We start from the raw sequence: 23,603 nt of genomic DNA on the forward strand, positions 1-23,603 counted from the left end.
GCGTTATATTGTTTTATTTTTTACTAATTTCAATTACAATTAGTCAATAACAATTCCATTTATAAAAACCAGACAATCTGACTTGTTTCAACTAAATCTAACTGTCTTTTTGTCATTTAAAAACATAATAATGAAGTATTTCATTAATCGACTGTCAACTTTCTTTAATATGCTAGAGGGTAAAATAGCTTTCTACCCTAGTATTTTTGCCTTAGGAGGATTTTTTTTAGCACTAAGCATGATATTTATTGAGCAACAAGGAGTTTCTCAAAAAGTGCTTAAAATATTTCCGATGTTGATGGTAGAGGATGGAGACACCGCTCTTAATGTTCTTAGCACTTGTATTGGCGGATTGATAGCCATGATGACTTTTAGTTTTTCAATGGTAATGCTTTTACTAAGCCAAGCATCTAGCAATTTCTCCCCTCGTCTACTTCCAGGTTTAATTTCGAACAAAACCCATCAAGTTATTTTGGGAGTCTTTTTGGCTTCTATTATATACTGTATTTTCACATTATTTTCCATAGACCCTAGCGAAGACAAATACACCTTGCCTGGAATATCAATTCTAATAGGCGTAATGTTTACCGTACTGTGTTTATTTTCATTTATATTTTTCATTCACAATATTTCCCAAAGCATTCAGATAAATAATATTATGGACGGGATTTATAATAAAGCCACAAAGCGTCTAGAAGAAATTATTGAAAAGGAAGAAGCTTCTTCTAAAATGCTTCCGGAAATATTCCCTGATACTTCCGATTGGCACACCTACAGTTGTTCTAAAAGTGGATATTTCCAAAATATTTCAATCAAAAATATGAATGCATTATGTTTAGAACACGATATCAGAATCTATATTACCATTCCCAAAGGGTTATTTGTATTGAAAAACAACTCCATGTTAAAGGTCAACAAACCAATTGACGACAAATTAGTGGAAGAAATATTTTCGAACATAAACTTTGCTCGAGGAGAATACATTCAAGATAATTACACCCTTGCCTTTAAGCAAATTACCGAAATTGCGGTAAAAGCTATGTCACCAGGAATCAACGACCCAGGAACCGCTATAAATGCCATAGACTACCTAACAGAGCTCTTTGCTCTTCGTTTAAGAAAAAATGATAGAGGTGTTATTATAATTGATGGAAAAATGAATTTAAAAATAGCGATAATTCATTTTGAAGAGCTATTGTACAATGTTATGGCTTCGCTAAGAGCTTATTGTAAGCACGACCCCATAGTTGTACAAAAATTAATAACCATGCTAACCTATTTAGACAAACAATCTATTAGAAATAAGGACTACAACATTGTTGTAAAAAATGAATTAAAAGCCTTGGTTGACGATATGGATTTTAGTTCTGAAAAAGATAGGAACAAGATGGTTTCGTTAGCTAACCTGGATTTAAAATCATAAAAAAACCTCTCATCTGTTAAGATGAAAGGTTTTATATAACTAAAGATTAGGCAAATAAATTAAGACAATACTTCCTTAACTTTATCTGCAGCTTCTTGGAATTCAATAGCACTCTGAACATCTAAACCACTATTGTCTATTAATTCTTTTGCGATATCTGCGTTTGTCCCTTGTAGACGAACAATAATTGGCACATTAATAGTTCCCATATTATTATAAGCATCAACAATACCTTGGGCTACACGGTCGCAACGAACGATACCACCAAATATATTTACTAAGATTGCTTTTACGTTAGGGTCTTTCAAAATTAATTTGAATGCTGCTTCAACGCGCTCTGCGTTTGCAGTACCTCCAACATCTAAGAAGTTAGCAGGCTCACCACCAGCTTGTTTAATCAAGTCCATAGTAGCCATTGCAAGACCAGCACCGTTAACCATACATCCAACATTACCATCAAGATCTACGTAGTTAAGACCTTTTTCTTGAGCTTCAACCTCTACTGGATTTTCTTCACGCTTATCGCGCATTTCCATATAATCTTTATGACGATACATTGCGTTATCATCAAGACTTACCTTAGCATCAACAGCAATAATTTTATCATCACTAGTTTTTAAAACTGGGTTAATCTCAAATAGAGATGAATCTGATTCGTTATAAGCTCTATAGAGTGCAGAAACGAATTTTGTCATTTCTTTAAAAGCTTTTCCACTCAATCCCAAGTTAAAAGCAATTCTTCTTGCTTGGAATCCTAAAAGACCAACAGCAGGATCAATTTCTTCAGTAAAGATTAAATGTGGAGTTTCTTCGGCTACAGTTTCAATATCCATTCCACCTTCTGTAGAATACATAATCATGTTTCTACCTGTAGAACGATTTAAAAGAACGCTCATATAGTATTCTTCGGGCTCACTATCTCCAGGGTAATAAACATCTTCAGCAATTAAAACTTGGTGTACTTTTTTTCCTTCTGCAGAAGTTTGAGGAGTGATAAGGTTCATTCCTATTATACTTCCAGCAATTTCTTCAACCTCTTGAAGGTTTTTTGCAAGTTTTACTCCGCCACCTTTTCCACGGCCACCAGCATGAACCTGAGCTTTAATTACATGCCAGCTAGTTCCAGTGTCTTCGGTAAGTTTTTTTGCAGCTGCAACAGCTTCTGCTGGAGTAGTTGCTACGATTCCGCGTTGTATTTCAACGCCAAAACTGTTTAGTATTTCTTTTCCTTGGTATTCGTGTAAGTTCATAGTTGCGATTTTGTTCCTACTGCATTTTATCAGCAGGCTTGATTTATGGTTTGCAAAAATAACAAATGTAACAAGAATGCCCTAATGTTTTTTAAGGCTTTCCTTCTTGATGTAAAATTAAATTGAAAATTAATACTTTTCAAATATTTAGCCTCAGTTACAAACTATCCATATATATAACATTTCAGAAAGCAATTTGTTGAAAAATAGACTCAAATAATGAAAGATAAATAATTATTACAATTGAAAAGTTTATAGTTTTTAAAAAAAATAGTTAAAAAACCCGCAAATTGTAATTAATAAATCTATATTTGCATCTTATATTAATTATTTTATTTAAATACAATGAACAAAGGAACAGTAAAATTCTTCAACGACACCAAAGGTTTCGGTTTTATCACTGAAGAAGGAAACAACAAAGAACATTTTGTACACGTTACAGGACTTATCGACGAGATTCGCGAAGGTGACGAAGTAGAATTTGATCTTCAAGAAGGAAGAAAAGGATTAAATGCGGTTAACGTAAAAGTACTATAATATACTTATCACTTTTTAAGACAATAAACCTCGCTTTTAGCGGGGTTTTTTTTGCTCAAAACTTTCCTAACTTGATTTAAAGTGAAATAAACATTACCAATTGCCAAATAAATTTTTTTTTATTGTAATTTTAAGATTCCATTAAATTTCAATTACAATATGAAAAACACTACCCTATTTTTACTAGCACTGTGTTTGCTGACTTTTCAGCTCAATGCACAAGACACAAATCGAGAAGAAGAAAGGAGAGAGGCAAAAATTTTAAATGAGCCGTCCTCCATTTCTTTAGAAGAACTTATCAAACAAAAAAATGACACCTATGTAATCACTAAACAACACGTAAGTAGTATTAGCGGTGTTCATCACATCTATTTACGTCAAGCCATAAACGGAATAGAAGTTTACGGCACAGAATCTAGCATTCACATTGACAAGAATGGAAAGGTTTTAGTAGCACACAATAAGTTTTTAGCAGATATTCAAGCTACCTTAAAAAGTAATGCTCAAGGAATTTCTGCAAAACAAGCAATTACTTCTGTAGCCAGACAAATGAACTACAAAATTGGCAATCTGCAAGAAGTAAAAAGCATCGGCGGTAAAAATAAGGCTGCAGTTTTTAATAAAGCAGATATTTCTTCAGAAGACATTCCTGTTAAACTGATGTATTATTACAGACAAGGGATAGGTACTCAATTAGTTTGGGAGCTTTCCGTATCTGAAACTACGTCATCAGACTGGTGGAATTTCCGCGTTGATGCTTCAACAGGAAATATTATTGATAAAGACAATTGGACTTTATACTGTAATATATTAGGGGATCACGAAGACCACATTCACGCTGCTGAAAACTCAGCGCCTTTTGTTGGACCGATGAATGAGCCTTATAATTACAACAATACAAATTCTTCAACTACTACAATGGCTCCAGCAGCAAGCTATAGAGTATTTGCTATGCCTGTAGAAAGTCCAAATCACGGAACCCGTACCTTAGTTACAAACCCAGAAAACCTAACTGCATCCCCTTACGGATGGCATGACATTAGCGGTAATAATACTGCTGATTACACCAATTCTCGTGGTAATAACGTTGATGCATATGACGATGACAATGCAAACAACCAGCCAGACAACAAATACGCATTTAGCCCGGGCGGTAATTTAATTTTTGATTTCCCATTAAATACCAACTACAGTAATAGTGACCAATCAGAGAACGCTGCAATTACAAACCTTTTTTATTGGAACAATATTATCCATGACGTAACTTATCAATATGGTTTTGATGAAGCTAGTGGAAATTTCCAACACAATAATTATGGAAAAGGTGGAATAGGCAATGACCGCGTTAATGCAGAAGCCCAAGATGGATCGGGAACATGTAACGCAAACTTCGCGACTCCCCCAGACGGAAACAGACCTCGTATGCAAATGTATGTTTGTGATAACAGAGATGGGGATTTAGACAATATGGTAATTGTTCATGAATATGGTCATGGTATTTCTAATAGATTAAGCACCTTAGGCGGACAAGAACAAATGGGTGAAGGATGGAGTGACTATTATGGATTAATGCTTACTATGCAAAGCGGAGATTCTGGACCTGACTCTAGAGGTGTTGGAACTTGGTTAATTGGTGAAGGTCCTAATGGCCCAGGAATTAGAACCCATCCTTACAGTACAAATTTTGCAATTAACCCTCACACTTACGATGATATTAAATCAGAAGTTGCACCACACGGAGTAGGCTCTGTTTGGACCGCAATGCTTTGGGAAATGACATGGGAGCTAATTGCTGTACACGGATTCGATACAGATTTTTATAATGGAAGTGGTGGAAACAATATTTCTTTAGCCTTAGTAACAGAAGCGCTTAAACTACAACCAAGCAATCCTGGTTTTGTGGACGGTCGCGATGCTATTTTAGCAGCAGATATGGCATTATATGGTGGAGAAAACCAATGTGCAATTTGGGATGCGTTCGCCAGAAGAGGACTTGGTTATAGCGCTATTCAGGGCTCATCAAGCAGTAAAACAGATGGAACTGAAGCATTTGATTTACCACCAAACTTTTCAAGCTTAAATGTAATAGATGAAGTATGTCTATCAGACGGAGTTCAAACTGGTCTTTCAGGTGGTAACCCTGCAGGAGGAGTTTATAGTGGACCTGGAGTAACAGATGACGGAAACGGAACAACATTTACATTCGACCCAAGTGTTGGAGGTCCTGGATTGGTAACGGTGACTTATGCCGTAGATGATTTCTGTACTGGAGACCCAACTACAATTACAGATGAAATTAATGTAACAAATGAACCTCCTGTAATTATTTGCATGGGATCAGGTGGAGTGCCAATGACAGGCTCAAAATCTAGCTCACCTGGTGTTGCAATCCCTGATGGTAATACAAGTGGGGTTACAGTAACAATGGATGTAACTGAAGATGTTACAATAACCGATTTAGATGTAGATTTAAACATAACACATAGTTGGGTAGGAGACTTAATTGTTAGTATAAAATCTCCAGCAGGTACCACAGCTGTAATTGTTGATAGACCAGGAAGAACAAATTCGGGGTACGGTTGCTCTGGAGATGATATTGTTGCTACCCTTGACGATGAAGCTGCTACCTCTGTAGAAAATGAATGTTCGAGTTCAACACCAACTATTAATGGAACTTTTAAACCAAACAATCCATTGTCAGTTTTTGATGGTGAAAGCACTTTAGGAACATGGGAACTTAAAGTTTCGGATGTTGCAGGTGGTCTTACTGGTACACTAAACACTTGGGCAATAGATTACGATTATGAAATAGACGCTCCTGTATTAGATGTTACACTTGACGGTACCGGAAATGCTACTATAAATGCAGAAGCATTATTATACGACGTTACTGTTGAATGTGGTAGTTACACTGTACTTGCTGGAGACCCATTAGCTCCAACAGTAAGCTTTAGCTGTGCAGATGTTGGTCTAAATACGATTTTAGTTGAAGTAACAAATGACAGTGGAGCTAGCTCTACTTGTTCTGCTGTGGTTAATGTTATTGGTAACGGCGGTGGCGGTCCACTTCTTTGCCCAGGTGATATCACACAAGATAACGACCCAGGGGTTTGTGGCGCAGTTGTTACTTATACAGTAGACTCACCAGCAGGTTGTGGTGGTTCAGGAACTATTACACAAACTGCAGGTTTAGCAAGTGGAAGCACATTCCCTATAGGAACTACCGTTAACACTTTTGAATACGACGACGGAATCAATCCGATAGAAACTTGTTCTTTTTCTGTAACTATAAATGATACTGAAGCTCCTACAGCAGTTTGTCAGAATATTTCTGTACAATTAGACGCTTCCGGAAATGCAACTATTACAGCTGCAGATGTTGACGGAGGCTCTAGTGATAATTGTGCTGTTGATACATTAAGTATTTCAACTAGCTCATTTACTTGCGCAGATATAGGTACAAATAATGTTACACTAACCGTAACAGATGCAAGCGGAAACACAAGTACATGTGTAGCCGTTGTAACAGTTACCGATGACCTTCCTCCTACTATTACGTGTCCTTCAAACCAAACAGTTGATACTGATCCTGGAAATGAATTTTACGTATTGCCTGATTACTTTGGAACTGGAGAAGCAACAGCTGTAGATAATTGTACATCTCCTGTTACTATTACTTCTCAGAATCCTGCGGCAGGAACACAGCTTCCTGAAGGAGTTCACACAATCACGTTAACTGCTGAAGACGAGTATGGAAACGATGCTACCTGTACGTTTGAACTTACTGTTAATGAAGTTTTAGGTATTGGTGATAACAACTTAGATTCGGATAGTATACAAATGTATCCTAACCCGACTACGCACTCTATTACCTTAGGAAAATCAACAAGTCTTTCTCTTGAAAACTTGGAGATATTCGACTTAAGAGGAAGAGTAATTAAAACAATCGATCTTAGAAATATGCGAGCTGAAAAAGTTATCGATGTTTCTGAATTGGCCTCAGCGACATATTTTGTAATCATACAAGGTAAAGATGGTCAAGTAATAAAAAGACTTATTAAAGAATAAGTCTATAATTAACCTAAAAACAAAACCCTTCCGAAATAAATCGGAAGGGTTTTTGCTTTTTAAAATATTTAATAAGAAGGCTAAAAGCTAGCTACTTCCTTTTTTGCAGTTTGAAATTCTTCAACCATTTCTTTTAATATTACTCCAGCTGGTTTAATATCGTGGATCAGTCCAGAAACCTGTCCTATTTCCAATTCACCTTCAACTAAATCTCCCTCAAACATTCCACGTTTTGCACGAGCCCTACCCAAATGTTTGGCAAGCTCTTCTTTAGTAGGATTCGTTTTATACAACTCCATAACACTTTCAAAGAATTCATTCTTAAGCATTCTTACTGGAGCCAACTCTTTTAAAGTAAGTTGGGTATCTCCTTCTTTTGCGTCTACAACCATTTGTTTAAACGCATGATGTGACGAAGCTTCATCCGATGCCACAAAACGACTACCTACCTGTACCCCATCTGCACCTAAAATCATAGTAGCAAGCATAGCGCGACCTGTAGCAATACCTCCAGCAGCTATTAATGGAATCTGCAATTGTTCCTTTACCATTGGAATTAAAGTAAGTGTAGTGGATTCTTCACGACCATTATGACCTCCTGCTTCAAAACCTTCTGCTACAACGGCATCTACTCCTGCTTCTTGTGCTTTTAAGGCAAACTTTACACTACTAACAACGTGTACTACGGTAATCCCGTTTTCTTTAAGTTTAGAAGTATATGTCTTTGGATTTCCAGCCGATGTAAAAACTATTTTAATCCCTTCTTCAATTATTATATCAATAATTTTTTCAATATCAGGGTAAAGCATTGGCACATTAACACCAAATGGTTTGTCTGTGGCTTTTTGACATTTTATTATGTGTTCCCGAAGTACTTCAGGATACATTGAACCTGCTCCTAAAAGACCTAGTCCACCTGCATTAGAAACAGCACTAGCCAAACGCCAACCACTATTCCATATCATCCCACCTTGAATAATTGGATATTCAATTTTGAAAAGCTCTGTAATTTTATTCTGCACTATTTTTTTATGATTTTGTAACTTGTTGTCTTGTTGTTTGAAGTTATAGATGCAATATACATCCCTGAAGTTAGGTTAGATAAGTCAATGCGATTATTACTAGCCGCAATATTAGTTTGAAGTATTTTTTCACCTAAAACATTATACAATACAAATACAGCATTTTCTGCAGTTTTAGGAAATGAAATATTTACTTCAGTAGTAACTGGGTTTGGATATAAAGCAAATTGATTTTCTTGAAGTTCTTGTTCGTTCACTTTAAGTAATAGTGTGCTTAATGCTTCTCCAAAATTTGGAATTCCATAACCCATTAAATCTGTAGGATTGTTATACAAATGTGCAGACTCACGAATTGCTTGCATAACTACATCGTTTTTTAAAGTAGGAACAGCACTCCATAAAGATGCCACAGCTCCAGCAATTATAGGAGAACTAAAAGAAGTTCCATTAGAAGTTAATGGATCTCCCCAATAATCCGTGGTTTCTCCAAATCTATCTACAACAGCTGTATTAGCTCCTTGAGCCATTACATCAGGCTTTACTAGTCCGGCTGAATTTGGACCGTAAGAACTGAAATAAACATAATTTTCATTTGCATCAACCGCGCCTACAGTGAAAGAACCTGGCGCATCTGCAGGAGTTCCCACATAACCAAAGCCAGAACCGTCGTTACCAGCAGAAGTAACTGTAATCATACCTTTATCAAAAGCTATATTAGCTCCGCGAGCTGCAATAGTAGTTTCTCCATCTAAATCTGAATATTGATGAGTATATGCTGGTTTGTCATAATCCTGGTAACCTAAAGAAGTATTACTCACGTATACCCCTAAGCTATCGGAACGCTCCAATGCTTCAACCCAATACGCCTCCTCAGCAGGAGATTCTTCACTATCATCCTCTGTAATAAATAAGTAATAAGAAGCATTTGGCGCAGTACCTACAAATTCATTTGTAACCACCGCAGCTGCATCACTTAAGGTTAAAGCTCCGTGACCACCTGTTCCATTTGGACTCTCCACACGAGCAACAAAATCATAATACCCAAGTAATCTTCCTTCATCACGCATATGAGCATAAGCAGGGTTGTATAATACATTAGGATATCCATTATCCATAAATGCTACAGCAATATTTTGACCCGTAAAATCTTCTTGATGCAAAACATCAACACCAATCATTTCAGTCTGATTCTCAGCATTCCCATAATTATAAACTACTCTTAACTGCTCTTCTTGATCTATTTTATTCTGTAAAGACCTAAACTGTCTTTCAAATTCTCTAGGTCCAGGTCTGTTCATACTTTTATCAGCATATTCAATGTCCGAAACAAATGAAAGATTTAAAAGATTATTGATATTTGTTAAAGTTCCTCGAACATAAACAGCATTTAACCATTTTGATTTTGCAAGAACTGTAATACCTGTTGCAGCTTCTATCTGTGCTTTTTGCACTTCATTTAAAGGAACATCCCGTTCATCAATAGCAATACTTTGTGCTAATTTTCTATTTATTGCCGCTGTAGTTAAAATAGTTGCTGGGTCTGCCAATGCAGCCGAAACCACCGAAGGATCCTTAGGTTCTAAAAAAACTAAGGCATCTTCTAACTGTGCAAAACTTAGGGTTGATACAAATGCAAATACTAATAATAGGAATAATTTTTTCATATAATATTTTTAAGAGATAACACCACTGCCAAGTAACTCAGCTCCATTATACCAAGCCACAAATTGACCTTCTGTAATAGCAGATTGAGGATTATCAAAGATAATATAAAGTCCTGAATGCGTGCAGTGCAAAGTTGCTTTTTCTAATGGCTGTCTATAGCGAATACGAGCCATAACTTCCATTTTTTCATCTTCTTGAAGCTTTACATCTTCACGAACCCAATGAACTTCTTCATCCTTTACAAAAAGTCCGCGTCTATAAAGTCCTGGGTGACTTTTACCCTGCCCTGTATAAATAATATTTTCTTCAACGTCTGTGTCTATCACAAATAATGGCTCTTTGGTACCACCAACTGCTAAACCTTTTCGTTGCCCTTTAGTAAAATAATGCGCTCCATTGTGAACCCCAACTTCTTTACCATCAGTTTTTGAATACTTGTGTTTTGCTGAAAGAAATTCAAGTTCTTCCATTTCAGAAGTAAACTCTGGAGTTTCTACTTTATATTCAGGCAATGTTGCTGGAACTTCAACAATTATTCCATCTTTAGGAGCTAATTTTTGCTGAAGGAAATCTGGTAATCTCACTTTTCCTATAAAACACAAGCCCTGAGAATCACGTTTTTCAGCAGTGATAAGATTTTGTTCGGCTGCAATTTTTCTAACTTCTGGCTTTAATAATTCACCAATTGGAAATAATGTTTTGGATAGTTGTTCTTGCGAAAGTTGACACAAAAAGTAAGACTGATCTTTATTAGGATCTTTCCCTGCTAGTAAATGATGAATTTCTTTTTCAACGCCATTCTCTTCACTTATTGAAGTTGTTTTTCTGCAATAATGTCCAGTTGCGACAAAATCTGCTCCCAACCCCAGCGCTATTTTCATAAACACATCAAATTTAATTTCGCGATTACAAAGCACATCTGGGTTTGGAGTACGTCCCATTTGGTATTCACGGAACATATAATCTACAATTCGCTCTTTGTATTCTTCACTTAAATCTACAGTTTGAAATGGTATTCCTAATTTCTCTGCAACAAGCATGGCATCGTTACTGTCTTCTAACCAAGGACACTCATCTGAAATAGTTACAGAATCGTCGTGCCAATTCTTCATGAAAAGACCAATAACTTCATAGCCTTGTTCTTTTAATAAATAGGCTGCTACACTAGAGTCTACACCTCCGCTTAATCCTACTACAACACGTTTTTTCATGGGTATTTTTGAAAGAAACTATCACCTTTAATGGCCATAGTTTTTGGATGTGCAAAGATACAATTACTATGCCCGAAATTCAAACTGCAAATACAGTGACTTTAAACAATTTTAAAAGGCTTTTATTACAATCTGAAATTAACGTATCTTTAAAACCTGAGCCCACATAAATCGGCTATTTTTGTTCAAAATCTTTCATAAAGCACATGCCAATTAAATCTATTCCTTATAAAGAGACCGGTTATTTTTCTAAACTTATCTGCGACTATGTAGCAGAAGAAAAATCATTAATTCCTTTTTATAATCGTTTTCCAAACTTGGAGAACTTCAAACTTCAAATTGAAGAGAAACAAAATAGTTTTAATATTCGTCAAAGACGGTTATTGTCTAAACAGATTATGTTGCAATACGGGTATAACTCTATATCCCAAGCTACATTAACCAACCTAGACTTGCTTAAAGAAAACACTACTTTTACCGTAACAACTGGGCATCAGCTCAACCTTTTTACCGGACCACTATATTTTCTTTACAAAATATATTCAACGATAAACTTATGTGAAAAGCTAAAGGAGCACTATCCTAATTTTAATTTTGTTCCCGTTTATTGGATGGCAACAGAAGATCACGACTTTGAAGAGATAAACTATTTTAATACTTACAAAGACAATAATACTTCTAGGTTAGAAAAGGTTAAATGGGATAGAAATTCTTCTGGTGCTGTTGGAGAATTAAATACTGAAGGCTTAAACAAAGTTTTTGAAAAATTAAAAACACAATTTGGCAACAGTGAAAATGCTAAAGAGCTTCTTAAATATTTTTCTGACGCTTATTTAAAAAATGACAATTTAGCTGATGCCACTCGACACTTAGCCAATACATTGTTTTTTGAATCTGGATTAGTAATTGTTGATGGCAATGATGAAGTTTTAAAGAAACATTTCATTCCTTATGCTGAAAAAGAAATAAATGAAAACTTAAGTTTCAAAAAAGTTTCTGAAACCACTAAAAAACTAACAGACTTAGGTCATTCAGAACAGGTACATCCTAGAGAGATTAATTTATTTTACTTAAATAAGAATATTAGAGAACGTATCATTGAAAGTGAAGGTGATTTTTACGTGAATAACACTGAAATCTCATTTTCTAAGGAGGAGATTTTAGCCGAAATAAATGATAACCCACAATGCTTTTCACCAAACGCCTTACTACGACCATTGTATCAAGAAGCCGTTTTACCAAACCTCTGTTATATTGGTGGAGGCGGCGAACTAGCGTATTGGTTTCAATTGAAAGATTATTTTAATGAAGTAAAAGTTCCATTTCCTATTCTTTTATTGAGAAATTCAGCTTTAATAACTCCTAAAAAATTATTGGAAGAGCTAGAAACATATGACGTTTCTGTTAAAGATTTATTTCTTCCACAACAAGAGTTAATAACCAAGCACGTTCATAAAATTTCAGATATTGAAATTGATTTTTCTAAACAAAGAGAATTTTTAAAACAACAATTTAAAGATTTATATGTGCTAGCTGAAAAAACGGACAAGTCGTTTCTTGGTGCTGTTGCTGCTCAAGAGAAAAAACAACTTAACGGGTTAGATAAACTTGAATCTAGATTACTAAAAGCTCAAAAAAGAAAACTTTCTGAGAAATTAAACCCTGTAAAAAACATTCAAGATACTCTTTTCCCAAAAGGAAGTTTACAAGAGAGAAACCTAAATTTTTCAAACTTCTATTTAGATAATGGGGAAGAAATATTAGACATCATTAAAGAGAATTTAGATCCTTTAAATTTATCTTTTACAATTATTGAAGTTTAAGTTTCAACTTCACAAGAAACACAAAAACCCATCTTTAAATCTATAAAGATGGGTTTTTTTAATAAAGTTATATTATGTGATTTATTTGAAGAACGAATCCACAAATTCAATCTTATTAAATACCTGAAGATCTTCCATCCCTTCACCCACTCCAATATATTTTACTGGAATTTGAAATTGGTCGCTTATACCAATAACAACTCCACCTTTTGCAGTACCGTCAAGTTTAGTAACCGCTAGAGAGGTAACTTCGGTTGCAGCTGTAAATTGTTTAGCCTGTTCAAATGCATTTTGCCCAGTAGAACCATCTAAAACTAATAGCACATCGTGAGGCGCATCTGGAATAACCTTCTGCATTACACGTTTTACTTTAGTAAGCTCGTTCATTAAGTTTACTTTATTGTGAAGACGCCCTGCTGTATCTATAATTACAACATCAGCATTTTGATTTACTGCACTTTGCAAGGTATCAAAAGCGACACTGGCAGGATCACTGCCCATACTTTGTTTAACGATAGACACATCAGTTCTATCAGCCCATATTTGTAATTGATCAATCGCTGCAGCACGGAAAGTATCGGCAGCACCTAAAACTACATTCTTACCTGCTTTTTTAAATTGATAAGCCAATTTCCCAATGGTAGTAGTTTTACCTACACCGTTTACACCAACAACCATAATAACGTATGGTTTTTTATCTTGTGGTATTTCAAATTCGGAAGCGTTACCAGAATCTATTTCACTTAAAAGCCCGGCAATTTCTTCGCGAAGAATTTTATTTAGCTCATCCGTACCTAAGTATTTATCCTTAGCAACTCGCTCTTCAATTCTTTCAATTACTTTTAAGGTAGTATTTACACCAACATCACTAGAAACCAATACCTCTTCAAGATTATCTAAAACCTCATCATCAACCTTGCTTTTTCCGGCTACAGCTTTACTAAGCTTATCGAAGAAAGATGTTTTAGTTTTTTCTAGTCCTTTATCAAGTGTTTCTTTTTTCTCCTTGGAGAATATCCTTTTAAATATACTCATGGTTTCCGTGGTCGGTTAAAGGTTATAAATTTATGCCATTATGAGCTTAATTATATACCTGACTATTTTTTAAATAACAAAAATACGAAAAGCCACCTTCGTAAAAAAGTGGCTTTAACTCAATATTTTAATCTGGTTATTTTTTGTTTAACCAGTCGTTTACCATTTCTGGAGACATAATAGCCTCAGTAAATGTATATGCTCCTGATTTTTCCGATTTAACCATTTTAATAGCTTTGGTTAAACGTTTTGAACCTGTCTGTAACGATGCTACTGATTTCTTTGCCATTTTATCTCTTATTTAATCTCTTTATGAACCGTCATTTTCTTAAGAATTGGGTTGAATTTCTTCAACTCCATTCTATCCGGTGTATTCTTTTTGTTTTTGGTAGTGATGTAGCGAGAAGTTCCTGGCTTACCAGATTCCTTATGCTCAGTGCACTCCAAAATTACTTGTACTCTATTTCCTTTTTTAGCCATTGTAATAGACTTTATTGATTATTGCAATTATTTAGTTAAAAAGCCTTTTTCACGCGCTTCTTTCATAACCGCAGAAATACCTTTTTTATTGATATCTTTAATAGCAGAAGCTGAAACTCTAAGTGTTACCCACTTGTCTTCTTCTGGTATATAAAAACGCTTTTTAAGCAAATTTACATCAAACTTACGTTTGGTTTTATTCATCGCGTGCGACACGTTATTTCCAACCATCGCTTTCTTTCCGGTAAGTTCACAAACTCTTGACATTTCCTTAACTTTATTAGTTATTTTAAAACAGGGTGCAAATTTAAGTAATTCTTTCGTGTTGTACAACAAAAGGAAATTAGTTTTTTGAAATTTCTTTTAATAACATCTCAAAAGATTTGTTTGCCGCCTTTGTAATCACACGATAGCGATCATTTCCGAAATTAAATTTTTCTGAAAAAACTTCGTTTCGAGATGCTATTGCAATACAAACTGTCCCAACTTCATCTGCTCCATCCCCTTTTGTTGGTCCTGCAATTCCTGTTGTGGCAATTGCGTAATCTGTATCAAATAACCTACACGAATTTAAAGCCATACTTTCAGCAACTTCAACACTTACAACTGAAAATTCTTCAATAAGTGAAGCCGGCACACCTAAAACCTTTGTCTTTAATTCTGTTTTATACGGAATAATACTTCCTAAGAAAAAGGATGAAGCTCCAGGCTCCGCAGTTATCTGGCTTGCAATCGTCCCTCCTGTACAACTTTCTGCTAAGCTTAATGTTCGTTGCTTTTCATTTAAAATATGTGCAATCTTTCCAACTATAGTCGTTTCATCTTCAAAACCTATAGCAATATCCGAAAGCATATCAGATAAAACTTCCATTCGGGAATCTATACTTTCTTTTAAAGCATTTTCGTCGGTACCACTGGATGATAGTCGTAAACGTACTTTTCCTAATGAAGGCAAATACGCTAGTCTTATATTTTCAGGTAAATTATTTTCCCAATCTGCAATTCTATCTGCAACAGCACTTTCACCCATTCCATAGGTAAGTAGTGTTTTGTGGTAAATAAATGGCCTATTAAAGCGTTCTATTACTAGAGGCAAAACTTGATCCTTTAACAAATTTTTCATTTCGTAGGGCACGCCTGGCAATGAAACAAAAACAGTTTTATCCTTCTCCATCCACATTCCAGGTGCGGTTCCATAGTAGTTCATTAAAACTTTTGCTTTAGAAGGAACGAGTGCCTGTTGAATATTTGACGGCAAAGGCTCCCCTAGCTGATAGTTTTTAAATAATTGCTTAATATTTTCAACTATCTCTGAATCTTCAACCAACGTATCATCAAAATAATCACAAAAAGTACGTTTGGTAATATCGTCTTTAGTAGGGCCAAGTCCTCCAGTAACAATAATTAAATCGGCGTGTTTTTTAGCGTCTTCAAAAGCTTGCAATATATGCTCTCGATCGTCCTGAACCGAAGTAATTTGATACACTTTTACCCCTATCTTATCAAGCTCTTTCGAAATAAAAGCCGAATTTGTATCTACAATTTGACCAATGAGAATTTCATCTCCTATGGTTATAATCTCTGCTAGCATTTACATTGTTTTTTTAAAAGCACAACTTCCTTTGACAATTTTGAAGATTATGTCAGAATAATATTCCTTTACTTTATTTTTATTGAAAACATTTCTTTTTCTTCGATATACCCCTGTAAAACATCATCTACAGAAACAGGCCCAACACCTGATGGTGTACCTGTGAAAATAACATCTCCAATTTTTAAAGTGAAGTATTTTGAAATATTTTCGATTAAGGCATCTATTTTCCACATCATCTGCTTTGTGCTGCCTTGTTGAACAACCTCTCCATTGCGTTTTAAACTGAAGGGTAAATCGTCAATATCTTCAATCTCATTTTTTGATATAAAATTTCCAATTACAGCCGAACCATCAAATGCCTTCGCTTTTTCCCAAGGAAGACCATCGCTTTTTAGTTTCTTTTGTAAATCTCTCGCTGTGAAATCAATACCCAAACCTATTTCATCGTAGTATTTATGCGCAAACTTACGATCTATATGCTTCCCTATTCTATTGATTTTCACCAACACTTCAACTTCATGATGAACTTCATTTGTAAATTCAGGAATGTAAAATGGTTGCTTTTTTAATAGTATAGCCGAATCTGGTTTTAAAAACAATATTGGCTCATCAGGAACAACATTATCTAGTTCCTTAATATGTTCTGTGTAATTTCTTCCTACGCAGATTATTTTCATATTTTAAAAATTATTATTTGAAAGTAGAAATACTGTCAGTTATCAAAAGAGATGGTTTTCTTAAAGTTTTGTATTCAATTTCTGAAGTCTAATACGTGTAAGCACTTTTTTGGTGTACAATGGAAAATCGGCATTAAGCAACCAACCGAAATAACCAGAATCTTTATCTAATATTTCAGTTACTAACTTACCTTTATACTTTCCGAATGAAAAAACCTCTTCTCCATTCTCATCATAACTTATATATCCCGCAAAATCTGCATGGTCCTTATGGGAACTAAAATCTGCTAAGGAAGCTATATCATTCTCCAAGTCTGGATAACGCTCTAGTTGCGCCTTTAAAACCTCGTAAGTGGCATTTGTATCGGCAGCGGCACTATGAGCATCTAGAAGGTCTTTGTTACAGTAAAATCTATATGCTGCTCCTAATGTTCTCTTTTCCATTTTATGGAAGATGGTCTGAACGTCAACTGCAAGGGCTTTTTTCAAATCAAAGTCTATTTCTGCACGAAGCAACTCTTCAGCAAGCAGTGGAATATCGAATCTATTTGAGTTAAATCCACCAAGGTCACTATCTTTTATCAATCCATAAACTTTTGGTGCAAGATCTTTAAATGTAGGTTCGTTAGCAACCATTTCATCGCTAATTCCGTGTATAGCGGTAGATTCTGGCGGAATAGGCATTCCTGGGTTTACACGCCAAGTATGACTTTCTTTATTCCCATTTGGAAATACTTTTAGGATTGCAATTTCAACAATTCTGTCTTTAGCTACATTTACACCTGTGGTTTCAAGATCGAAAAAACAGATTGGTTTTTTTAGATTCAGTTCCATTTTTTTATTTTAAAAAAGTAAAGATACTTCTTATTGAAGTTTTGAAAGAATTTATAAAAAAGAAAAGGGGGATTTTGAATACAAAATCCCCCTTTACCGTATTGTTTATCTCAATTAAATCTCACGATTTACATCCCAATCTTCTAGGTAATCTGCAACACGCTTTACAAATTGCCCTCCTAATGCACCGTTTACAACTCTGTGGTCGTAACTATGCGACAAGAACATTTTGTAACGTATTCCAATAAAGTCACCTTCTGGAGTTTCTATTACAGCAGGTACTTTTCTAATTGCTCCAAGAGCTAAAATACCTACTTGTGGTTGATTAAGGATTGGTGTTCCCATAATGCTACCAAATGTTCCAACGTTAGTAACTGTATAAGTACCACCTTGGATGTCGTCTGGTTTAAGCTTGTTTTCACGAGCACGTACTGCAAGGTCGTTTACAGCCTTACTCATTCCAAGCAAGTTTAACTGATCTGCATTTTTAATTACAGGAACAATTAAATTTCCATCAGGTAAGGCAGCAGCCATACCTAAGTTTATATTTTTTCTTTTGATAATCTTATCACCATCTACGGCAATATTCATCATTGGAAAGTCTTTTAGCGCTTTCGCTACAGCCTCCATAAATATTGGAGTAAAAGTTAAGTTTTCACCTTCGCGCTTAGCAAATGATGCTTTTACTTTATTTCTCCAATTCCAAACATTAGTAACATCACATTCTACAAATGACTGTACGTGTGCAGATGTTTGAACACTTTCAACCATATGATGGGCAATTAATTTACCCATTCTAGACATTTCAATTATCTCATCACCACCATTTACCGATATCGGAGTTTTAGCTTTTGGAGCTTCTTTTGCCGCAGGAGCTGCAGGAGCTGTAGTTGCAGCAGCTTGTGCTGGAGCAACAGTTTTAGCAGAAGAACGGTTTTCTACGTAGGCAAGAATGTCATTTTTAGTAACTCGGCCGTCTTTACCAGTTCCAGATATACCATCTAACTCTGCTTGTGAAATACCTTCAGCAGCAGCAATATTCTTCACTAAAGGAGAATAAAAACGATCGCCAGTATTTTCAATAGGAGTATGAGTTTCTTGTTTTGCAGCTTCAAATTGCTTTTCAACTTCTTTTACAGCTTGTTCAGGTGTTGAATCGGCAGTAGCTTTTGAAATATTTTCAGTTTTTGGAGTTTCATCAGCCCCTCCTTCGGTTTCAATAATAGCAATGGTTTGTCCCACTTGCACAACATCATCTACATCAAATAGTTTTTCAACTAACACACCATCTACCTCACTGGGAACTTCGCTATCCACTTTATCGGTAGCGATTTCTAGCACTGCCTCATCAGCTTCAATAGTATCACCTACTTCTTTTAGCCAGTTTGTTAAGGTTGCTTCTGCAACACTTTCGCCCATTTTGGGTAGTTTCAATTCAAATTTTGCCATAATATAATTTCAATATCGAATTTGGAAGGCGCAAGCCTTATTTTAAAAACGTTGCAAAATTAGTCAAAATTTGCTCGTCTTCTGTTTCAAATTTCTTAAAAAACTACTACACCACCTTTTTCATCACTTTGGTCGCTCCCAATTATAAAGTTACAACCTCGCGGTTTTATCCTAAAATGGTTGCCTTTTCCTTTCAATTGTTTCATCAACCGAAAGATTTCACCATTTGTAACATAGTCATTATCAAAAACTAACAAGCTATTTTTTAAAACAACCTGCTCATGAACATTTTTTGATGCCATTTGAAAATGCAGCTTCATTTTATCTGAAAGCTTTTCAATTAAATCAACATTTTCAGTAAAAATATAATGTTTTTCTAGCTGTAAATTTTCTTTGTTTTTATTACTTGAGGTGAATCTATATGCATTTTTTGCAAGGGCAACCCCAAGAGAAACCGAGTTTTTAAGCAATGCATTATTATTAAAATGTTTTTCGTAAAAAATCTGCATTGCACCATAAAAACGCTCAAAATACGCTTTGTCCTTTTTAGTGCTTTCTCCCTTATAGTGAAGAACAGTACTTTTCCCTAAATAATGGTTTTTATATCCTGCTTTAGTAAATTTATAAGACAAGTCTATATCCTCACCATACATAAAGTAATCTTCATCAAATCCACCAACTTCATTGTAAATACTTCGTTTTACAAGCATAAATGCACCAACCAATATTTCAACTTCACCACTAGAGTTTTCTGTCAAATGAGAGGTATAATACTTTTTTGTAAAACCTAACAACTTAAGCATAGATACTTTTGGTGTTGGTAAATTTCGTTTACTTTCAGGCAAAAAATTACCTGTACCGTCCATTAAATAAACACCTAAAGCGCCAATATTTTTTACATTTTCAGAATATTTAATTGCATTTACAAGTGCGTCTTCAGCTACAACAGTATCTGGATTTAATATACACAAATACTCCCCTTTTGCTACGGATACAGCTTGATTATTTGCTTTACTGAATCCTACATTTTCCTTATTTTGAATAAGAATTACGTTTGGAAACTGAGTTTTTACCATCTCACAACTATCGTCCTTAGAATCATTATCTATCACGATAATTTCAGCTTCAATATTCTCAATAGCTTTTTCAACAGACAGTATGCACTGCTCTAAAAAGTACCGCACATTATAATTAAGTATAACTACAGATAATTTCATCAGTACAGATTATTTTGAAAAATTAAAGGCTAAGATGGTTTTATTATTTTGAAGGAATTGATTCAAATCTAATTGTTTTTTAAGGACGATTCAAATGGGATACGATGAAGTATACTTCGCCCTAAAGTTACCTCATCTGCATATTCCAACTCATCACCTACAGAAATACCACGAGCGATAGTAGTTGTAATAATGTTATAAGGTTCAATTTGTTTAAAGATATAAAAGTTAGTAGTATCCCCTTCCATAGTAGAACTTAAAGCAAAAATAAGCTCGGTAATATTTCCAGATTTCACTTTTTCAACAAGTGATGGAACCGTTAGATCACCAGGACCAATTCCATCCATAGGTGATATTTTACCTCCTAAAACGTGGTAATGTCCGCGATACTGACTTGTATTTTCAATTGCCATTACATCGCGAATGTCTTCTACCACACAAACAATTTTTTCGTTTCGGTTAGGGTTGGCACAAATCTCACATAGTTTTGAATCACTAATATTGTGACAATTTGAGCAAAAGTTTATCTCTTCCCGCATTTTTACCAAACTAGCAGCTAATTTCTGGGTTTGCTCTTTTGGTTGTTTTAATAAATGAAGTACTAAACGCAAGGCTGTACGTTTTCCAATCCCAGGGAGTTGGGACATTTCGTTTACCGCGTTCTCAAGTAATTTTGAAGAAAATTCCATAGCTAAAATCCTGCCGACAAGTTAAAAAAAATGCTTCAGAAAAAAATGATTTTCCTGAAGCATTCCTAACTTGGATTAAATTTGTATTAATTAATTACAAGCTTTTTAATTGCTGTACCTGCAGTTGTATTTAAACGCACAAAGTAAACACCTGAATTCAATGATGAAACATCCATAGTGTAATTGTTTGCGATAAATGCATCAGCTTGATACATTAATAGTTTTCCTGAAATATCAAAAATTCTAATTTCTGCATTTATTGGATTTTGTAATCCAATAGTAATTTGAGAATCCGCTGGGTTTGGGTACACACTTACAGTAGATTCAAAAGTGTTTTTATTAACTCCCATTGTACCTTCAACTACTGGAGAAACCCAAAGACCTCTACCATACGAACCTGCGTAAATCATTCCGTTTTCATAGTTAATCTCCAGCTCATTAATTTGAACATTTGGTAGTAGATTACTAAAAGGTTGCCATTCGGTAAAAGTGTTATCTATATAATAAATACCATAATCCATACCTAAATAAAGACCATCCTTACTGTTGTTTTGCCAAACAACTGCTAAAGCGGAAAAGTTTGGAAGATTTAAATTGTAACTACTCCACGTATCCCCTCCATCTTCAGATACCATCACTTTATTTGCACTTGTGGTAGCTACTGCAATTTTATTAGGATCTACAGGGTGAATTGCAATTGAATTAATTAGTCCTCCTGGAATTCCAACTTGCTCCCAATCTGTAGCACCACCATCGGTAGTTCTGTACATTAATGCACCTCTTGATGCATACATGATTTGATTGTTCCTTTCGTAAATTTTTAAATTGTTTAAGTTACCTCCAAAATTTTGAGAAACTGGAGTCCACGAAGCACCTAAGTTAGCTGATTTATAAACTCGATTGTACCCAACATATATAGAATTTTGAACTATTGGATCTTGCTCAAAAGGTGTTACCCAATTCCCTGAACCCGTTCCTGGCTCATTAATTTGAATAAGACTATTTCCTCCATTCTGAGTTCGGTATAATTGACCAAATTGACTAGTACCATACATAAAGTTTGTATTGTCCTTGTCTATAAAAGTTTCCATTCCGTCAGCACCAATCCAATCCCTCCATCCAGTTGAAGAAGTGTAGAAAGAAGTACCATTATCCTGCGACCCACCAGATACAACTACATCTTCTGTTTGTGAAATACCAATTTTATAAAATTGACGAATCCCTAGCCCTTCTGTAAGATCTTCAAAATATGAAGCGTTTATTGTAGCCGTGTTTTCAGCTTTAAAAATTCCTCCATCAGTAACCGCATAAAGTGTAGTTCCGTGGAATAGCATATCATCAATATCGGCGTGACAGTAGCCGATGTTTTGTGTAGCAGCATTTGCAGGAATCCAATCTGAAGTAATTTCAAAAGTCACTCCTGCATCCATAGATCTCCAAGAAAGAATACCTGCAATATGCACTTCATTAGCATCTGATGGATTTACAGCAATCGCCATATCTCTAGGAGCTTGTCCGTTATTGTCATTTCCAGTTGTACTATAACCAAAATAGTTTTTGTTACCGTGATTAAGCTTTGTAAATGTATTACCTCCATCTACAGATGAATAAAATCCACCAAATCTATTTTGAAACGCTTCTACCACATAAACTGCCTCTGGATTTGCTGCCGAAACACCTATCATTTTTGGGCCCGTATTAAATCCGCCGATGGTTGTAAAGGTTGCTCCTCCATCTGTTGATTTATGAAATCCAGTTCCTGAAGCATAAACTACTGAAGGGTCTCCTGGTTTAAATTCTAAGTCGTACCCTCTTGAGTCTGAAACTGCAGTTGTCCAGGTTGTTCCCCCATCTATAGTAGCATAAATTCCGACATTTTCGGCAGTTGCAAACATTATATCGCTATTGGTTGGGTGGATTAAGATTCTATTTACAACACTATTTCCTATTGTAGCTAATAAACTCCAAGTTGCTCCAGCATCTGTTGATTTAAAAATATCTCCGTTAGTTGCTCCAAAGAAGTAAGTGTTAGCATCGGTTGGATCCATAGCAACAGCATAAACCTTCATGTTTGAAAAGTAGTCATTTAAAGGAGTCCAAGTTTGAGCTCCATCAGTAGTTTTCCAAACACCTCCGGTGTTAGCACCAACAATAATATGGTTTTCGTTCCCTTCTTCTATCGCTACCGAAGTAATTCTACCTACCCCAGGATTCCATCCTGAAGTTGCGTTCCAATTATCTGGTCCCATTTCTTGCCAGCTATCTGGAAGAACCATTCTATTTTCAGCAGTACTGTTTACATATGCGTTCCAATTTTCTAGTTCTCTTAAACGATCAGCATTAGAAGCCAAATACCCGTCGTCTTGAACCATTCTAAGAGCGTTATACTCCCATCTCTTATATTGTTTATATCCGGTGCCACGGCCTTTATCCTTTCCTTCGAAATGGGCTTCGGCACTATCTATAATATCTTGCACTTTATAGGTGCCAGCATCAATCATTCGTAAATATTCTTGAGCCTGAATGGCTAAAGAACTAAATAAAAGGGTAAAAAGCAGTAGTAATTTAAAACGCATCTTTTTAGTTTTTAGGTAGTTATAAGTTAATTTGAGTAAAGCCATCAAATGTA

Annotated in this window: 19 protein-coding genes; 4 read left to right on the forward strand and 15 right to left on the reverse strand. The window is 35.3% G+C overall.

Annotation, left to right across the window (positions count from 1 at the left end; genetic code table 11):
* Positions 1-130: 130 nt before the first annotated feature.
* Complete coding sequence (locus FHP04_RS10485) at positions 131-1,423, forward strand: DUF2254 domain-containing protein (RefSeq protein ID WP_139856068.1); 1,293 nt, start codon at positions 131-133, stop codon at positions 1,421-1,423.
* A gap of 59 nt (positions 1,424-1,482) precedes the next feature.
* Here the strand turns inward: FHP04_RS10485 and sucC are convergent, their stop codons facing one another.
* The gene (gene sucC / locus FHP04_RS10490; protein WP_139856070.1) at positions 1,483-2,673 is read right to left on the reverse strand and encodes an ADP-forming succinate--CoA ligase subunit beta; all 1,191 of its coding nucleotides are present in this window, start codon (positions 2,671-2,673) and stop codon (positions 1,483-1,485) included.
* 345 nt (positions 2,674-3,018) lie between these two features.
* Here sucC and FHP04_RS10495 point away from each other — a divergent pair, with 345 nt between their 5' ends.
* Together FHP04_RS10495 and FHP04_RS10500 are read left to right on the forward strand one after the other, a co-directional pair.
* Positions 3,019-3,210: a cold-shock protein gene (locus FHP04_RS10495; RefSeq protein ID WP_139856072.1), complete on the forward strand. Its 192-nt coding sequence runs from the start codon at positions 3,019-3,021 to the stop codon at positions 3,208-3,210.
* Positions 3,211-3,369: 159 nt separating this feature from the next.
* On the forward strand, positions 3,370-7,278 hold the full coding sequence (locus FHP04_RS10500; protein ID WP_139856074.1) for a M36 family metallopeptidase: 3,909 nt from the start codon (positions 3,370-3,372) through the stop codon (positions 7,276-7,278).
* A gap of 80 nt (positions 7,279-7,358) precedes the next feature.
* Here FHP04_RS10500 and FHP04_RS10505 read toward each other — a convergent pair whose 3' ends face one another.
* From FHP04_RS10505 to mnmA, 3 genes are read right to left on the reverse strand one after another with little or no spacing between them, the layout of a single operon-like run.
* On the reverse strand, positions 7,359-8,300 hold the full coding sequence (locus tag FHP04_RS10505; RefSeq protein WP_246051415.1) for an NAD(P)H-dependent flavin oxidoreductase: 942 nt from the start codon (positions 8,298-8,300) through the stop codon (positions 7,359-7,361).
* Entirely contained in the window at positions 8,300-9,964 is a 1,665-nt protein-coding gene (locus FHP04_RS10510; protein ID WP_139856078.1) for a S8 family peptidase, read from the reverse strand. The genes FHP04_RS10505 and FHP04_RS10510 overlap by 1 nt, the downstream gene beginning before the upstream one ends.
* A 9-nt stretch (positions 9,965-9,973) precedes the next feature.
* Entirely contained in the window at positions 9,974-11,176 is a 1,203-nt protein-coding gene (gene mnmA / locus FHP04_RS10515; RefSeq protein ID WP_139856080.1) for a tRNA 2-thiouridine(34) synthase MnmA, read from the reverse strand.
* Between the two features lie 206 nt (positions 11,177-11,382).
* Between mnmA and bshC the strand changes: the two genes are divergently transcribed.
* On the forward strand, positions 11,383-12,999 hold the full coding sequence (gene bshC / locus FHP04_RS10520) for a bacillithiol biosynthesis cysteine-adding enzyme BshC (protein ID WP_139856082.1): 1,617 nt from the start codon (positions 11,383-11,385) through the stop codon (positions 12,997-12,999).
* Positions 13,000-13,080: 81 nt separating this feature from the next.
* Here bshC and ftsY read toward each other — a convergent pair whose 3' ends face one another.
* The 11 genes from ftsY to FHP04_RS10575 form a co-directional block, all read right to left on the reverse strand.
* Positions 13,081-14,034 (reverse strand): signal recognition particle-docking protein FtsY, encoded by a 954-nt coding sequence (gene ftsY, locus FHP04_RS10525; RefSeq protein WP_139856084.1) that lies wholly within the window; start codon positions 14,032-14,034, stop codon positions 13,081-13,083.
* 136 nt (positions 14,035-14,170) lie between these two features.
* Positions 14,171-14,323, reverse strand: coding sequence for a DUF4295 domain-containing protein (locus FHP04_RS10530; protein WP_139856086.1), 153 nt, complete (start codon positions 14,321-14,323; stop codon positions 14,171-14,173).
* 8 nt (positions 14,324-14,331) lie between these two features.
* Positions 14,332-14,514 (reverse strand): 50S ribosomal protein L33, encoded by a 183-nt coding sequence (rpmG, locus tag FHP04_RS10535; protein ID WP_045081706.1) that lies wholly within the window; start codon positions 14,512-14,514, stop codon positions 14,332-14,334.
* A gap of 27 nt (positions 14,515-14,541) precedes the next feature.
* Complete coding sequence (rpmB, locus tag FHP04_RS10540) at positions 14,542-14,781, reverse strand: 50S ribosomal protein L28 (RefSeq protein WP_014782807.1); 240 nt, start codon at positions 14,779-14,781, stop codon at positions 14,542-14,544.
* Positions 14,782-14,857: 76 nt separating this feature from the next.
* A complete protein-coding gene (locus tag FHP04_RS10545; RefSeq protein WP_139856088.1) occupies positions 14,858-16,105 on the reverse strand; it encodes a competence/damage-inducible protein A in 1,248 nt (415 codons plus the stop codon).
* A 68-nt stretch (positions 16,106-16,173) separates the two neighbouring features.
* Positions 16,174-16,785 (reverse strand): fumarylacetoacetate hydrolase family protein, encoded by a 612-nt coding sequence (locus FHP04_RS10550; protein ID WP_139856090.1) that lies wholly within the window; start codon positions 16,783-16,785, stop codon positions 16,174-16,176.
* A gap of 60 nt (positions 16,786-16,845) precedes the next feature.
* On the reverse strand, positions 16,846-17,619 hold the full coding sequence (locus tag FHP04_RS10555) for a 3'-5' exonuclease (protein ID WP_139856092.1): 774 nt from the start codon (positions 17,617-17,619) through the stop codon (positions 16,846-16,848).
* A 114-nt stretch (positions 17,620-17,733) separates the two neighbouring features.
* Positions 17,734-19,068, reverse strand: coding sequence for a dihydrolipoamide acetyltransferase family protein (locus FHP04_RS10560; protein ID WP_139856094.1), 1,335 nt, complete (start codon positions 19,066-19,068; stop codon positions 17,734-17,736).
* A 95-nt stretch (positions 19,069-19,163) separates the two neighbouring features.
* A complete protein-coding gene (locus FHP04_RS10565) occupies positions 19,164-20,285 on the reverse strand; it encodes a glycosyltransferase family 2 protein (protein ID WP_139856096.1) in 1,122 nt (373 codons plus the stop codon).
* A gap of 68 nt (positions 20,286-20,353) precedes the next feature.
* Positions 20,354-20,974, reverse strand: a complete 621-nt coding sequence (recR, locus tag FHP04_RS10570) for a recombination mediator RecR (protein WP_139856098.1) — start codon at positions 20,972-20,974, stop codon at positions 20,354-20,356.
* 86 nt (positions 20,975-21,060) lie between these two features.
* On the reverse strand, positions 21,061-23,550 hold the full coding sequence (locus FHP04_RS10575) for a T9SS type A sorting domain-containing protein (RefSeq protein WP_158319135.1): 2,490 nt from the start codon (positions 23,548-23,550) through the stop codon (positions 21,061-21,063).
* Between the last annotated feature and the right edge of the window lie 53 nt (positions 23,551-23,603).

This window comes from Aequorivita sinensis, from assembly GCF_006346335.1.
GTDB lineage: Bacteria > Bacteroidota > Bacteroidia > Flavobacteriales > Flavobacteriaceae > Aequorivita > Aequorivita sinensis.